This window comes from Paenibacillus sp. J2R1T-4, assembly GCF_059692235.1.
The window spans coordinates 184,872-200,671 of the sequence record NZ_JCAUBA010000009.1 but is presented as its reverse complement, the minus strand read 5'-3'; the positions used below and the strand labels follow the sequence as shown (position 1 = coordinate 200,671).

Below are 15,800 nucleotides of genomic sequence, written 5' to 3'. Positions count from 1 at the left end.
ACCCTCCTTATTTGTTTAAGTCCAGAACGCTGGTATCTTGAAATTGCGGATCTGTGAATGCCGTCATCGTCACAAGGAACATAATGGACATCACTACGAATACACCTAACCATACAAATGTAGAAACACGCTGCGCTCTTGGGCCAACTGTAATCCCCCAGCTAACCAGGAACGACCACATTCCATTACTGAAATGGAATACCGCACTGATTACGCCGATTGCATACAGAGTGAAGAAGGTTGGATTCGTGAAAATATCGTGCATCACTACGCCAAGCTCATCATGCGTGATATGACCAAGCGCAACCTGAATCCGCGTCTCGAATACGTGCCAGATAATGAAGATTAACGTAATTACACCAGTAATACGCTGCAAGGTGAACATCAGATTGCGGAAATAACCGTAGTTACTGACATTATTCCTGGATTGGAATGCAACGAATAGGCCATAAATACCGTGATACAAGATCGGAAGTCCGATCCCTACAATCTCCAGAAACAACACTAGCGGCAAATCATTCAGCCAGTGAATCCTGTTGACAAAAGTTTGATGACCTTCAGCGCCTCCACGGAACGCCTCATAGTTTGTCAGCAAGTGCTCGATCAAGAAAAAGCCGACAGGAATGACGCCCAGTAAAGAATGGAGCTTTCGATAGTAATACGAGTTTCCAGTCATAGTACAAGAGTTCCCCCCTCAAAAATTAACTAACATGTTCCCTTTAAAATCAGCCATCTTCGATAGACTACCTTTCAAACAAACATCTTCCATTGTACCCCTGCATGTGACAAGCGTCAATAAAATGTCACTTTTTCGACATGAAACGACGGCGAAGCACTCACACCTCACTATTTTCCCATATTCATGCAAGATTTAACCAATGATTGTGAATATTATTTGACAAACTTTATGTTACTCTCAATCCTCTTATAAAGGAAATGCCTTTATTGTATAATTACTTATAACAAATTAGCATATCATCGTAGGAGGATCCCAAAGATGTTGAACCATCTGGATATATTCGCCACAATTGTAGAGCAGAAAAGCTTGAATAAAGCAGCCCAGAGCTTGAATATCACCCAACCGGCCCTATCTCGCAAAATAGGTCAGCTCGAGGACCAGCTTGGAGTCCTGCTCTTTGATCGCAAGGGGAAGCGGCTGGAATTGACCCGAATCGGGTATATTTGCTACGAAACGGCGCTTGATATGCGTAAGCTAGAGGAGAAACTGCTGCACACAATCGCCAAATACCATTCATCCGGAATAAGCAGTATTAAGATTGGAGCTAGTCTGACTACCTTACAGTCCACTTTGCCTGATCTTATCGCTCTGTACACTAAGGATTATCCAGAAATCGATATAAAAGCGCTTACGGGGAAGACTCATGAAATTGTGTCCATGGTCAAAGACAAAAAGGTTGATCTGGGGCTTGTTGCTTCCCGCATCGACCAATCCGAGCTTACCTGCGTCCCTCTGTTTGATGACCACCTTACTCTTGTTCTCCCTACAGGCCACAGCTGGTGCTCCCGTGAAACGATTGATATTGAGGATTTGCAGCAGTTGCCGATGATCCTGTTCTCCAAAGGGACCTGGTATCGGATTCTGATGGACGAATTGTTTCAACGATACTCTGTATCCCCCGATGTGAAGATGGAGATTGATTCGTTCGAGGCCATCATCCGGCTCGTCTCCACTTGTAACGCTGCTACTCTGCTGCCCAAATCTTACCTGCGCCAGACTTTGCTCGAGAACAACGGACTGGTACTGCGGGATGTGAAGGAATTGCGGAATACCACGCGCACTACCTCACTCATATTCAATGAGTCTACAGCTTTGAATGCATCAACATTGATGTGGATAGAAAAAGCGAAGCGCCACTACGCTTCGCCTTCTAATATATAGTACCTTTATTGTACTCCGTCGGGACACATCAACCATTGACCAATTCATGCTCGAATTGTTCAATTTGCTTGTTCGTACCAATAATAACCATTACATCTTTCTCTGCCAACACATCTCCGGCGTTAGGGGCTATAATGACACCACCCTGCTTATTGATGGCTACGATGCTGCAGCCATGACGCGCGCGAGGGTCCAGATCCTTGAGCGATTTGCCATTCATACATTTCGGTACAGATAACTCGGCAATCGTGTAATCCTTGGATAATTCAATGTAATCCAACAGGTTAGGGGACGTCAGCTGGTGAGCCACTCGAATGCCCATTTCCCGCTCTGGGAAAATAACGCGGTCGACCCCAATCCGCTCCAACACTTTACCATGCAGGTCGGAAAGCGCCTTAGCCACAACCATCTTGACACCAGCATCCTTCAGTAGCAGTGTAGTAAGAATGCTGGATTGGATATCATCACCAATGGCCACAATGACACAGTCGAAGTTACGAATTCCGAGCGCACGAAGCGTCTCCTCATCCGTGCAATCGGCTGCGACGACATGTGTCAGCTTGTTCGACATCTCGTCTACGACATCCTCATCCTTGTCGATTCCCAGCACCTCGAGTCCTTGCTCGATGAGCTCCATACCTAAGCTCGAACCAAACCTGCCTAACCCAATAACGGCAAACTGCTTCATTTTCATGGCGTTATTAATATCCCCTAACCAATTATGATTTTACCTTCCGGATGTCTGTACAATTCCTTCTCTACTCTCGGCCCCACCGCATAGGCTACTGTAAGAGGTCCAAGTCTTCCTGCGAACATCGTGAACATGATCAAGAACTTACCAATAGTAGTCAGATCCGGAGTCAGACCCATTGACAAGCCAACCGTGCCGAACGCGGAGGTTACTTCGAACAAGATCATAAGAAAGCTGTGATCTTCCGTCGTGGACAACACCATGGCGACAATCACGACTAACGATAAACAGATAATCGTTAAGGTCAGCGCCTTATAAATGCGGTCCTTGGCCAACCGATAGTGGAAGAACACTACGTCTTCTTTACCTCGAACCATCGCAATCACCGCGCCTATCAACGTAGTGAAGGTCGTAGTTTTGATCCCGCCCCCTGTTGAACCTGGAGAAGCTCCAATGAACATCAGAATGATGATAAAAAACTGCGTGGCTTGCCTCAAAGCTCCGATGTCCAATGTGTTGGCTCCTGCTGTACGAGGGGTCACCGATTGGAATAAAGAGCCAAGCACCTGTCCGGCTAGATTCAATGGTCCTAACGTCATCGGATTCGTATATTCAAAAATGAAAACGACTATGGTTCCGATTGCAATCAAAGCTGTTGTTGCGGTTAACACGATCTTGGAGTGAAGTGTCAGCTTACGAGTCTTACGAAAATCCATCAAATCTGACATCACAATAAATCCAAGACCGCCAAGCACAATGAGCAGAATCGTTACAGTATTGATTAAGGGATCATCCACGTACATCGTTAAACTGCGATACCCTCCGAACAGATCGAAACCAGCATTATTAAACATCGAAATACTGTGAAATAATCCGAAATAGATTGCTCTGCCCAGACTCATATCAAATGACCAGCGAATGCTATACAACACAGCTGCAATGGCCTCAATCGTGATCGAATAAATCAATACCTTGCGAATGAGCCGGATAATTCCCTCCATGCTTCCTTGATTCATGGCTTCCTGAAGAATGAGGCGCTCTTTTAAAGAAATTCGCTTTTTCAACAATATCGCGAAGAGCGTTGCCATCGTCATGAATCCAAGTCCGCCGATCTGGATCAGCAGCATAATCACAACTTGGCCGAATACGCTAAAGTACGTGCCTGTATCAACAACAACGAGCCCAGTTACACAAGTCGCCGAGGTTGCAGTGAACAAGGCATCTACGAAATTCAGACCGAGTCCGTTAGTTGATGAGATCGGCAGAGATAATAAGAAACCGCCGAGTAGGATAATGAATGCAAATCCCAGCGCAAGAATCTGCGGAGGCGCAAGCTGATATACTTTCTTTTTGACGTTCATGCCAGTCACCTCAATGTTGATATACCCGTCCATTCAAAGCGGTATGCAAGGTTCACGGCAACAGAAAAAAGGCATTGGAATTCCAATGCCCTGTACGGTTTGGTTTCCCTGACATAGCCTACGAGGTTAGCTGACGGATTCGGATGGCAGGCCACCCTATGCACCAGATTAAAGTTCGACTGGTGCAATTCACCCCTACTTAAATGGTTCCCCCGTTTTCATACGGAAATTCGGCTTTATTTATTCAATTGATTCGTATTATAGTCCTCTTGAGAGCGATGTACAAAGTCTTTTTAAGCTCGAATTGCGTGTAGAAAGCGGTAACACTGACCTATTCGATGGAGCAATCGACTGTTTTCATGTGTTATCCTAAACAAAAGTCCCGATTGCTCCATTTTCTTTGATAAACAGGCTTGCAACGCTAGAAGTTGGATTTCGTATAGATCTATGATAATTTGAATGGGGACCTATTTCCCGAGAAAAGAGGATGGCAGGTTGCTCTTCTTAGTGCGGTACAAATGGATAACATTAGCCACAATAGGAATAATCTTGTTTCTGTCAGCAAGCTGGTGGCCGATTGGAAGCGGTCGTGACGGCTCTAAGCTGTCCCCTGCAGCAGATAAGGTAATCTCCAAAGACGCAGCTCTTGCAGCCGCTCAGGATTGGCTTAGACAACAGCCTGACAGTAAGGCGCCGTTCAGCAATAATCCAGTCAATTTTCAATCCAACACCCTGTTAAGCGGTTATTTGCAAAAGAATAAGCTGGTTCCAGCTTATGTCGATCACAACGTAACTCAATATCCAATTGAATATTGGCAAGTGGAGTTGAAGGACTCCCTAGGTCTGAAATATTTAATTGATGTGAACATGTTAACAGGAGAAATAGAAGGGTGGCGCAAGTCAGCCTCTAACACCGCTTCATCCAGACGGGAAAGCACTCGAATCGCGGAAACGTACCTTCTGTCCATGCAAAAAGAATTGCCGAAGAAATATACGGTATCCGGACCCGATTCCGAGCATCCTTATCGCTATCTGTTCTCTTATCCCGATGTATCAATCGGTGAAGCTGTACTGACTGCTGAGGTAGAGGTTCGTGACAGAGAGGTTACTGCTTTTCACACCGCGTTCCAAGTTCCGAATTCCCATATTACATGGCTGAACAAACAGGATACTGCCGGCAGCCAGATGGGTCGTCTGAATTTGGTGCTCACTGCTTTAATGGCAATTAGCTCGATTTATTATGCCATCCGACTGCGCAAACAAACCTTATTTCGTCGAGGCCTGCTTCTAGCAGGTGTGTTCATTGCCATCTACATGCTGAATAACTGGAATCAGTTTCCTGCCTTCCAAGCGATGGGCTATTCGCAGAGTCCAGACCCGTTCTCAGGCCATTCTGCAGCTTCACTTCTGGTCGTGCTGTCTAATTTGTTCGCGATCGGGATGGGTATTGTCGCTTATCTTTCCATTGCATCCGGGGAAACCTTGTGGAAACATAGCGGTATGCCAAAAACCCCGCGATGGAGGGAAGCCTCCTTCGGCAGGGAAACCCTCCGTTCCGCTGGCAGAGGGTATGGACTTGCTATGTTCATGCTGGGTTTGCAGGCGGTTATGCTGTGGATCGCTCAGGCCGGCTTTGGCATGTGGTCGGTTAACGATCCTACCAGCTCCTATTACAATTTCTTGTATCCCATGATATTCCCGCTCATGGCTTGGGCTGCAGCGATCTCTGAAGAAGCCGTCTATCGACTGTTCGGCATCGCATTATTCCAACGTCTGCTCCGGAATACGTTTCTTGCTGTGTTGGTCCCTAGTCTGATATGGGCTCTCAACCATACCTTGTACCCGATATACCCTGTCTATACTCGTCTGATTGAAGTGACTTTACTAGGATTAGTGTTCGGATATGCGTTATTGAAGTACGGCTTCATGACAGCGCTATTCGCTCACGCTATTATTGACAGCACTCTGATGGGGCTGCCTTTGATTGGCTCAGATGGTATTGGCTCTGCTGCTGCAGGACTCACTTATTTATTGCTTCCTGCCCTCTTAGCGGTTATCGTATGGCTGCTTCACGGCCTGTTGTTCAAGAGGAGGGGCTCGCCTCTTCCCCCTGTAGTGCACGAATGATTTCACCAGCCAGCTTAGCTCCAATTCCTAGCGGAAGGAATTCCTCAATCGAAGCTTCTCGAATCTTTTTGATGGATCCGAAATGCTTCAGAAGCGCTTTTCTCCGCTTCTCACCGATGCCGGCAATTGCATCCAGCTGAGAGGCAACCATCGATTTGGCGCGGGACTGTCGATGGAACGTAATGGCGAATCTATGCACTTCATCCTGAATTCGTTGCAGCAAATAAAACTCTTGGCTATCTCTAGGAAGCGGCACAATCTCTGCGGGATCACCCGTCATGAGTTGTGCTGTTTTGTGTTTGGCGTCTTTTACAAGTCCACATACAGGGATATACAAGCCCAGCTCATTTTCTAATACATCAAGAGCAGCCGATATTTGACCCTTGCCTCCATCCACAACAACGAGATCCGGAAGCGGCAGGTTCTCCTTCAGCACGCGTTCATAGCGGCGGCGTATCACTTCCCGCATCGTCTCGTAATCATCGGGACCTTGTACCGTTTTTACTTTGTATTTGCGGTACTCCCCGCGGTCCGGCTTGCCGTTCACGAACACGACCATAGCCGATACCGGGTTCGTCCCCTGAATATTGGAGTTATCGAATGCTTCGACCCGGTTTATCGTATCGGTACCAAGCCAATTTCCCAAGTTCTCAACCGCTTTGACTGTACGTTCCTCATCCCGCTCTATTAAACGGAACTTCTCTTCTAACCCGACTCTAGCATTCTCGATCGCCATGCCGACAAGCTGTTTTTTGAGCCCGCGCTGAGGCTGCAGCACCTTTACCTTCAACCAGCTTTCCAAGGCTTCGCGTGTGTCTCTGCTGGCAGGTGTTTCAGGCTCAGGGGAATCTGGTGTTGACCCTTCACTAGAAAGCTCTTGTACAGCTTCCTCTGAGCTTAGCGCAGCAGCTATGGCTACTTCAGACCGCGCCCCTGCAGAAACCTCTGCTTCTTGCACAGCGAAGTTGTCGGAAGGCAATAAAATTTCACGAGGTACTGCCGGATTCTCACTATAATATTGCGTTACGAACGTAATAAAATCATCATATGCCTCACTGTAGTATGGAAAAGTGGAAGTACTCCGTTCTATAAGCTTCCCTTGACGGATATACAGGATCTGCACACACATCCAACCCTTGTCTACTGAATAACCGAACACATCGCGATCCGCCGTATTCGCCACGGTTATCTTCTGCTTTTCCATCAATGTATCAATGCCTATGATTTGGTCACGCAGTTCTTTGGCTCGTTCAAAATCAAGATCTTCTGCTGCCACATGCATCTTGCGAGTCAGCTCGTCCTTGATCTGCTCTTGGCCTCCGCTTAGAAACTTCGAGATTTGCTGCACTAGCCGGTCATTATCCTCTTGAGTTACCTCATACTCGCAAGGAGCCAGACATTGACCCAAATGATAATACAGACATACCCGATCCGGCAGCGTCTTGCATTTGCGCAGGGGAAACAATCGGTCAAGCAGCTTCTTCGTTTGTTGGGCCGCGAATGCATTGGGATAAGGACCGAAATATTTCGCTTTATCTTTGATTACTTTCCTTGTAATCTCTAAACGCGGATGCGTCTCGTTCGTGATTTTGATATAAGGAAAGGTCTTGTCATCTTTTAACAGAACGTTATAGCGGGGATAATACTTTTTAATCAAATTAAGTTCTAGAATAAGGGCTTCAACATTGCTTGAGGTTACAATATATTCGAAATCGCAAATTTCTGAAACGAGCTTCTGGGTCTTCCCGTTATGACTCCCTTTGAAGTAGGAGCGCACCCGGTTCTTCAACACTTTGGCCTTGCCGACATAAATAATTGTGCCTTCCCGGTTCTTCATTAAGTAGCACCCTGGTTGATCCGGTAAAAGCGAAAGCTTATGGCCTATAGCGATATTGATGTCATTCCGCTCCTTGTCATCCACCCTGCCCGCCTCCTTCCTAGTCAGTCATGACTACCTTTAATCAGAATACATTAGAAAAGGCCCTTCTTCAGCAAGCCGAAAAAGAGCCTTCTCTTCACTTCATGTCCGTCCCCTCAAAGGGAAGGAGGCACTTAAATATGACGACCCACAACGCTCTTCAGAGCATCTTTAGGCTTGAAGCCCACTACTTTATCAACCGGTTGTCCGTCCTTGAACACGATTAGCGTAGGAATGCTCATTACGCCAAAGCGTGAAGCCGACTCCGGATTATCGTCAACGTTAACCTTAGCAATCTTCAATTGATCGCCCATTTCTTGATCCAGCTCTTCCAGTACGGGCGCAATCATCTTGCATGGTCCGCACCAAGGAGCCCAGAAGTCAACTAGAACCGTCCCGCTGCCTTCTACTTCTGACTTGAACGTTTGGTCCGATACACTAACTATTGCCATTGATTTATTTCCTCCTTAGGTCATGTGGTTTATTATAAAAAGGGGTGTACAAGCGTAAAAACTTCCCCCTTCTCCATGTAGGAATAAAGAATGGGGTTATGCTGTAATATTAATCAATTTTGGTCAACATGTAAAGTGTACCACAAACTCGTCCATTTCATGAGCGCCAATATGCATACTAATACAGCTGATACAGTTGCATGTTAGGAGCTGAAGCTGTACATAATAAGAATGTGAAGAGGCCCGACCTGCATTTGTTGCACATTTGTCACTTTATAACCTTTACAAGGCCAGCTCAGGTTGGGTATACTAGTCACATCAGGTTGAGATCGTTTTAGGAGGAATAAGCTATGAATGACCCTAGACTACACGTCAACGAAGAACCTAGCAATGATTTCATGGATGTAGGAATCGGACTGGGCGTAACGTTTGGCTTCTTCTTTCTGATGGCACTTGCGGCAACTATTATTAAGCTTTATGTATAATAAGCTCGCTTGAAACGCCACGCTGTTCATGCAATGAACACACAATTGACCCTGCTATGCAGGCAAGAACGGAGTCTTCCCAATGGAAGACTCCGTTTTGTGTTTGCTTCTAATTACAAAGGCTATGTACACCTGGACAACTCGTTTGTTTAATGATCTCCGTGATTGCCTTTGCCCGGGTTGATGATCATGAAACCTTCTTTGTCTCCGTACAAATAGTCGATCTTTACTCCGTCTAGCAGAGGCTCGTCCTTCGCCACGATCACGTCGATGTCTTTGTCTGTCTGAACGACAACATCATTGTCACCTGGCTTGTCCAGATCAAGACCGTAGTGAGCATGATCACCATGACTATGCGTAACCAGAACCCTTAGCTTCAATTCCTTGTTCTCTTCCTTGTCCAACTCCTGTTGGATTACCTTTGCCGCATTACGTGTTATCTTCACATTCATTACTGTCAACTCCTTTCCAATATGCACTTTCATTGTAAGGGAAGGAAGATTGGAACGCAACCACATCTCGTATTCGAACAAAAAAGCCTGCAAGCTGACGAATCCGTCATTTGCAAGCTTTTCATCAAATCGATTTGTTCCGGCCGCCGCGTTTATTAAATCCGCCAACCTTGATCACTTCGACAAATGGGCGAATCCGGTCCATAATACGCTGCCCCTTGAACTCTTCATCCCCGTCACGGTTCGTGAAGCTGAAGTGGCGCTCGAGCTCATTCAGTTCATAATTAGAGGTGAAAAAGGTCGGCTTTCGGTTCATCCTGTAATTCAGGATCGCCCCCATCACATGGTCTCGCGCCCAAGAATTCAGATTCTCCGCACCGATATCGTCAAACACGAGCAGATCTGTCTCCTTCATCAGCTCGACGGTTTCCTTCAAACGCTGCGGCTCCTGAATCATAGCCTTCAAGTCTTCAACGAAATCCGGCATATAGACGATCACCCCGGTCAAGCCTTCCTTCGCAAGCTGATACAGCATATAACACATCAGGAACGTCTTCCCCGTACCGAACTTGCCGACCAGATAGAGCCCTTCTCTTTGCAGCCCTTCTTCCTTGGTCTTGTCGATATAGTCCTGCAGCGTGCTTACCGATTGGGCCCGCTCCATATCCATGAACAATATCTGTTCACTGGAGTACCCGTCCTCGAGCGCCTTTTCATCTACATAGAAGCTGCGAATACGGCTTCGTACGGAATCCTGGTTATTCTGGGCAATCCATTTTTTGCAGGAAACTTTTTGATCATGGATGTACGTCTGGCCGCCGATTTGCTCCACCTTCAACCGAGTATAATGCCCTTGGAAATCGTTCGGACATCGCTCAAGTCCAGGACAATTCATGCAATTCTTATACTCCGTCACATATTGATACAAACGATTCATATGAATCTTGATCGTATGCTCATCCAATTCGGGATGTTTCTCACGAAGCTTGGTGACAAGCGGATCATCCAGGAGCTCCTTGATCGTCTGCTCCGCTTTCTTCATAAAGCTCATGTCCGGCATGCTCGACAAGATGCGGGATAAAGATTCCATCACGTTCATTCCTCCTTTCTTAGCTTATTTAAGCTTACCGTCCAGCTTGAGCGCCTTCTTGCGCATGGCCTCCAACTGCTCGCTCGTAAGCGGAGCGGCTGCCGGGACATCGGTTATAATCGAAATCCGAGGTTTGTTCGATCGGTTAGCAGCGGAAGAAGAACTGCGATTCCCTCTCGCTGCTCCAGACGCTGATGCCCCCATTCCCGTTCTGCCGCTGTTCGCGCGATGGTTCGTCCGCTTCAAAGTCTGTTCTCGAATGTATTCGACTGCCTGTTCATATGTACCTATGCCTTTGGCGAGCATATTCGAAGCGACCGTATCAATATATCCTTTGGTCCAGGAGGACTCTTTATATACATGCAGATGATGAATCATAACGTTAATGACTTCGTCGGGCAGCTTATAGTTCATATCAATTTTCTCAAAAATATCCGTAACCGTCTTAGGAACGGAGCCTTTCGGGAAAAACCGGCTTAAAAGTCCAGTATACGGCTCGTTCCGAAGCAAAGCGTTATACTGATGGATGTCACACTGTCCCACGAACATGGCCGGCACTTCCAAATAGTAGCTCATCTCCACAGTCTTTTCCTCGGAGCCTTCCCACTGTGATTCATCCAGGTCTCGCTTAACTGCTGCGTCTACTACCTTAACCAGATGCCGTTCCCGCTCTTCACCGCGCTTGAGGCCCTGCCTGTAATATAAATTCGCTTTGTATTGCAGCATCTCCGTCTGCAGTTCACCTGCTTCCGAGAACATCCCGTCCTCATCAAGCAGCCTGCATGTTTCTTGAAGTGTGAGTGCGAACTTGCGTGCCAGTATGTTTATCGCAATCATCTGCTGCGGCTCGTAACGAAGAGCTTCCACGAACACACGGTTGACTGACTCACGAGGAAATCTCATAATCAGATCGCTGTAATGAAAGGCCTTGCTCGTCACATCCAGTCCCATCTGCTCTCTGGCTGGCGCCGTCTCGAACAAAGCTTGTTCCAGCTCCAAATCTATCACTTGCGTATTTAATTGAAAAATATCATAGAACGGTACAGAAATGTTCTCGGCTACCGTCTCGGGATCGGATAATTCATCGGGTTCCTGGCAAAGAAATGCCTCGCGAAGCCCCAATACCGCATATTTCCCCACTTTATCCCGAAGCAGCATAACCAGATGCTGATTCTTGAAAAATTCATCCGGAGACATGGGGGCAAGCATATGATATTCGTACATATAGTCATCGACGGCGGGTACGTATTTGCGAGTGGTTTGGAGCAGCCCTACGGCTTCCAGACGGGACGTCTGTTCAATGAAATGCTTCCGCCCCCGTTCCCCAGGCTCAAGATCCAATGTAAGGAACAGCTTCCGTTGTTGTTCAAGCTCGGAATAGCCTGTCCGATCAGCAGGCACCTGCTGTGTCAAGGTCTGATAAATAGCGACTGCATATGCCCCTATCATAGGTTGGTAAATGCTTGACAACATCTTGAAATCGAGCACACCCAGAGCAAACTCCCGGTACACATAGAACCTATGATTCTCTGTAAAATGATGCATATTGGTAATTCTCATGACAATAGCTCCTATCTTAAACGAACCTTTGTTTTTTCGACAAAGGATGTCAGCTACCTACATTCTATCACAAATTCCGACGTTCGGAATGAGCCTGCTGTGATCTTTCTTCTTGTTAGCGTAAACAAGGCCCCACTCCTTAGAGCGGAACCTTGTGATCCCTACACCCAGCACCAACTGGTAAATTAGAACATCTTAAATCCGCGTACACGCAAGGTATGGATGGCGTTGCCGCTAAGAATCGCTCCGAATAGACCAGCAATGAACGGGATATAATCGACTATGGTGTATTTGGCAACGTTGTCCCATAATGATCCTGCGCCCCAAGCCCAGTACAACAGCATCCCCACGACCACAACTACATACAGGTAGATCGGGAATCGTGTCGTTTTGAGCAGCATGTTAAATATAAAACCGATACCGAATGCCAGTACAAAAATCAGCAAGGCGGCGATGGCCAATTGAATCATATTCGAGTTCCTCCTGCGAGAAAAAAGTTTGTATACTTCTAGTGTAAAAAGCGGGACGTTCAAAGTCAACCTGAAACGCGAGCCATCACCATTCTTCTTCGCTTGTAATGCCAGAAGGTGACAGCTCTGTGACAGCGTTTGCCCTTTCATTGCCATTTCGCTACAATACTTGTAACAAGAGCTCTGGAACTGTGCAGAGTGAGATCGCTATAAAAGGAGTCGACAACCAATGAGTGATGCTGTACAAACATTAGAAGGCTGGTACGCGCTTCATGATTTCCGCACAATAGATTGGACGGCATGGAAGGCAGCCTCTCCAGAGGAGAGAGCCAAGGCAGAGGACGAGCTTCACAGCTTGGTTCAGGAATGGCGCTCGGTTGAAGAGAGCAAGCAAGGCAGCACCGCCTTTTACCAAATCGTCGGACAAAAGGCAGACCTTGCGTTCATGCACCTGCGTGAAACGTTGGAGGAATTGACGGCTATTGAGACCGCTTTTAACAAAACCTCCTTCGCCCGTTACACCAAACCTTCCTATTCCTATGTGTCTGTAGTGGAATTGAGTAATTATATGACCAAACCAGGTGTGGATCCGACACAAGACCCTGAAGTGGTTGCTCGTCTGAAGCCGACCCTGCCTAAGACAAGACACATCTGCTTCTATCCGATGAACAAACGCCGTTCTGGTAACGACAATTGGTACATGCTCAGCATGGAAGATCGCCGCACGATGATGCGGAGTCACGGGATGATTGGCCGCAGCTATGCAGGACGCGTGAAACAGATCATTACCGGTTCTGTCGGCTTGGACGATTGGGAGTGGGGCGTTACCTTGTTCGCAGAGGATGCGCTGACGTTCAAGAAGCTTGTGTACGAGATGAGATTCGACGAGGTAAGCGCTCGTTATGGGGATTTCGGTGATTTCTACATTGGGAATCTTCTGGATCAATCGAAGGTAAGTGCCTTGTTAAGTATTTAGAGTTTACCATACATTAGACTGTCGAGAGCTCACAGCTTCTCGACAGTCTTTTTTGTTCTGTGTTATTCCCACTTTTCAAAAGGGACAAGCCGTTCTTGTTCTAGACGCTTCTGCTCCTCAGGGGTAACCATTATGACGACAAAAGCAGTATCGATGGCTACTGCTGCAAATTGATAACCCGTCTCTTTGATTAGCTTATTGACATCGTCTACTATGCTTATGTCCAAGTACCCGTAGTCAAAGGTTGGGTGTATCGTTTGTTTTTTGCCATTAAGCATGAATTCCACTCTGGTTGGACCTTCCTCGGTCACCCATATCTCTTCCATGTTCGTTGGCTTGAATTTTCCATTGGATATGCGGCTTAATTGTTCGAGAGCATGAACATAGCTGTCACTTCCTGAATCTGATTCCAAGTCCATATCATCTGCCCAAACACGCTCTTTATCTAATCCAAGCACAATTGCATCCGCATAGATGGAATACTCGTTATAGGAGTCAAATGGGTTCATGTCGGATTGATCGAATTCATGCTCCTTGTAATACTCTAGAAATTTGGCTTCAAATAGAACTTGGGATAACTGGCTCCATTCAGCAAAATATCCTTTTTCTCTATAAAAGTTAGCCGCATCAAGCAGTCGTGCTGTCGGTTTCAGCTTCCCGTATTTCTTAATATGCTGATTCTCTATGGAATCTACCACGTTAAAAGTGGATATGATTTTATCGTATTCCAATTTGTACTGATCATATTTACTTATTTCAGAGACAACAATCACTCGATAAAAGCTGTCCTCCCCCTCAATTACTGAGCCTATCCCTACAAGCTTAGGTTTTCCAGCGACATCACTGTAGTATTCGAATTCAATTGCTGAAAGACCTCTGACCGATGTCGGCATTGATCTTTTGATAGTAAACCCTTGTTTTTCTATCAGCGTCTTTACAGCCTCCAAGTACTCAACAGCATCCATTTTTATCGAAAGTGAACTTTTAGGCTCTCTGGCTACAAATACTGCACTACCATTAGAATCACTGGCTGAAATTTTGATTGCAGGTGTGTCTTTAAGTTCAATAGATTTCCATTGATGACTGAGTTGGATTGTGCTGCTCTCGTCCCATGCTGTGAGGGTCTGAAGGGAGGTGTAAATTTGCACGGCATCTTTCTTGCCATCCCATACGACATCATACTTAAGGGCCTCACCCACGAACCGGGTAGGGATAAACGTATTCCCATCGATAATACGTGGTGCCGCAGGCATCGTATACATCTGCCCATTTACATTTGCTTCAAAATTATCAATTTGCATCTCAAGCTTAAGACCTGATTTTTCCCCAGTGACTGTTCGGGTTGCCTCATTCCACTTAATCGATAAACCAAGCTTTTCGAATAACGGCCTGAATTGCACAAGAGTATTGCCTTCATCCAGGAATGGAGCCCGATCGAATTGAACCCGCTTTTCATCTACATATACGGATATAACGGTTGGTTTTTGCGGGGCAGAACTTGTGCTCTGATTAACAACTGCACCATTTCTCTCCAAACGGCTTTTCACATCAGAAGCTGCTGCATCTAATGGATTGTTATCAACGTGGACATCATACAAGCCCGGAATTTGAAGCAGCGGTTCGATATTACGAATTTGATTGTTATTTAAATAGGCATGTTCCACTTTGGTAAGAGAAGCAAGCGGGGATATATCAACGATTTGATTGTTTTCCAGATTCACCCATTTAAGTACTCGCAAATTCTCAATCCCGATTAACTCTTTAAATTGATTATTATCGGCAAGTAAGTCCGTGAGCTTCTTCAATGAACTGATACAGGCAAAATTACTGATCTTGTTGTTGCTGATAATGAGGGTGTTTAAGGAGGTCAGACCGGAAATAGGGCAAATATCCTCGATCTGGTTGGAATTTAGAGCAAGGAAAACGAGACCATGCAATTGGCTGAGAGGTGTTAAATCTCTGATCTCATTGTCAGGCAAATATAAACGTTGAAGATTGATAGCATACTCCAAACCGGTCAAGTCTTTGATTTTACCAAGCTTTTGGGGAAACAAGGATTTGAGCTGAAGCATATCATCCGTGTTAATATCACGGTCTGCTAGCTTCAGCTCTTTCTTAATGGCTTGTTCTAGTTCAGCGTCTTTGAAGAATACTTCGTTCGACGCGGCCTCGCTACTGATCGGATGCATCAGAATGATTAAACTTATCAACACTGCAAAAGCAAAAACGTATTTTCTCATTTGGATAGTTATCCCCTTCGTCGACTCCGGTGCTCACTGTTTGGTTCAGCGGCGTGCATAATGGATTCGACGCGACAT

Annotated in this window: 14 protein-coding genes and 1 riboswitch; of the genes, 4 read left to right on the top strand and 10 right to left on the bottom strand. The window is 46.1% G+C overall.

The window, feature by feature from the left end:
* Positions 1–7 precede the first annotated feature (7 nt).
* Positions 8–676: a succinate dehydrogenase cytochrome b558 subunit gene (locus AC58QD_RS17065; protein WP_497335347.1), complete on the bottom strand. Its 669-nt coding sequence runs from the start codon at positions 674–676 to the stop codon at positions 8–10.
* A 321-nt stretch (positions 677–997) separates the two neighbouring features.
* On the opposite strand from AC58QD_RS17065, the gene AC58QD_RS17060 reads away from it, so the two are divergent.
* Positions 998–1,900: a LysR substrate-binding domain-containing protein gene (locus AC58QD_RS17060; RefSeq protein ID WP_497335345.1), complete on the top strand. Its 903-nt coding sequence runs from the start codon at positions 998–1,000 to the stop codon at positions 1,898–1,900.
* A 28-nt stretch (positions 1,901–1,928) separates the two neighbouring features.
* On the opposite strand, the gene AC58QD_RS17055 is transcribed toward AC58QD_RS17060, so the two are convergent.
* Both AC58QD_RS17055 and AC58QD_RS17050 read right to left on the bottom strand, forming a co-directional pair.
* Positions 1,929–2,594, bottom strand: coding sequence for a potassium channel family protein (locus AC58QD_RS17055; protein ID WP_497335343.1), 666 nt, complete (start codon positions 2,592–2,594; stop codon positions 1,929–1,931).
* Between the two features lie 17 nt (positions 2,595–2,611).
* Positions 2,612–3,952: a TrkH family potassium uptake protein gene (locus AC58QD_RS17050; RefSeq protein WP_497335341.1), complete on the bottom strand. Its 1,341-nt coding sequence runs from the start codon at positions 3,950–3,952 to the stop codon at positions 2,612–2,614.
* 100 nt (positions 3,953–4,052) lie between these two features.
* Positions 4,053–4,198: riboswitch (cyclic di-AMP (ydaO/yuaA leader) on the bottom strand.
* A gap of 249 nt (positions 4,199–4,447) precedes the next feature.
* Between AC58QD_RS17050 and AC58QD_RS17045 the strand changes: the two genes are divergently transcribed.
* Positions 4,448–6,079, top strand: a complete 1,632-nt coding sequence (locus tag AC58QD_RS17045) for a CPBP family intramembrane glutamic endopeptidase (protein WP_497335339.1) — start codon at positions 4,448–4,450, stop codon at positions 6,077–6,079.
* Here the strand turns inward: AC58QD_RS17045 and uvrC are convergent.
* Together uvrC and trxA are read right to left on the bottom strand one after the other, a co-directional pair.
* Positions 6,036–8,000 carry an excinuclease ABC subunit UvrC gene (gene uvrC / locus AC58QD_RS17040; protein ID WP_497335337.1) on the bottom strand — a complete coding sequence of 655 codons (1,965 nt, stop codon included), beginning with the start codon at positions 7,998–8,000 and terminating at the stop codon, positions 6,036–6,038. The two genes, AC58QD_RS17045 and uvrC, sit on opposite strands and share 44 nt — an antisense overlap.
* 131 nt (positions 8,001–8,131) lie before the next feature.
* Complete coding sequence (trxA, locus tag AC58QD_RS17035) at positions 8,132–8,449, bottom strand: thioredoxin (protein ID WP_497335335.1); 318 nt, start codon at positions 8,447–8,449, stop codon at positions 8,132–8,134.
* Positions 8,450–8,799: 350 nt separating this feature from the next.
* Here trxA and AC58QD_RS17030 point away from each other — a divergent pair, with 350 nt between their 5' ends.
* The gene (locus AC58QD_RS17030) at positions 8,800–8,934 is read left to right on the top strand and encodes a YqzM family protein (protein WP_497335333.1); all 135 of its coding nucleotides are present in this window, start codon (positions 8,800–8,802) and stop codon (positions 8,932–8,934) included.
* A 149-nt stretch (positions 8,935–9,083) separates the two neighbouring features.
* Here AC58QD_RS17030 and AC58QD_RS17025 read toward each other — a convergent pair whose 3' ends face one another.
* The 4 genes from AC58QD_RS17025 to AC58QD_RS17010 all read right to left on the bottom strand — a co-directional run bounded on the left by AC58QD_RS17025 (position 9,084) and on the right by AC58QD_RS17010 (position 12,506).
* Positions 9,084–9,386 (bottom strand): HesB/IscA family protein, encoded by a 303-nt coding sequence (locus AC58QD_RS17025; RefSeq protein ID WP_497335331.1) that lies wholly within the window; start codon positions 9,384–9,386, stop codon positions 9,084–9,086.
* Between the two features lie 124 nt (positions 9,387–9,510).
* Positions 9,511–10,476, bottom strand: a complete 966-nt coding sequence (gene dnaI, locus AC58QD_RS17020; protein ID WP_497335438.1) for a primosomal protein DnaI — start codon at positions 10,474–10,476, stop codon at positions 9,511–9,513.
* A 24-nt stretch (positions 10,477–10,500) separates the two neighbouring features.
* Positions 10,501–12,036, bottom strand: a complete 1,536-nt coding sequence (locus AC58QD_RS17015) for a DnaD domain protein (RefSeq protein WP_497335329.1) — start codon at positions 12,034–12,036, stop codon at positions 10,501–10,503.
* 185 nt (positions 12,037–12,221) lie between these two features.
* Positions 12,222–12,506, bottom strand: a complete 285-nt coding sequence (locus AC58QD_RS17010) for a YuiB family protein (protein WP_497335327.1) — start codon at positions 12,504–12,506, stop codon at positions 12,222–12,224.
* 229 nt (positions 12,507–12,735) lie between these two features.
* Here AC58QD_RS17010 and hemQ point away from each other — a divergent pair, with 229 nt between their 5' ends.
* Positions 12,736–13,482: a hydrogen peroxide-dependent heme synthase gene (hemQ, locus tag AC58QD_RS17005; RefSeq protein ID WP_497335325.1), complete on the top strand. Its 747-nt coding sequence runs from the start codon at positions 12,736–12,738 to the stop codon at positions 13,480–13,482.
* 62 nt (positions 13,483–13,544) lie between these two features.
* On the opposite strand, the gene AC58QD_RS17000 is transcribed toward hemQ, so the two are convergent.
* Complete coding sequence (locus AC58QD_RS17000; protein WP_497335323.1) at positions 13,545–15,722, bottom strand: stalk domain-containing protein; 2,178 nt, start codon at positions 15,720–15,722, stop codon at positions 13,545–13,547.
* Between the last annotated feature and the right edge of the window lie 78 nt (positions 15,723–15,800).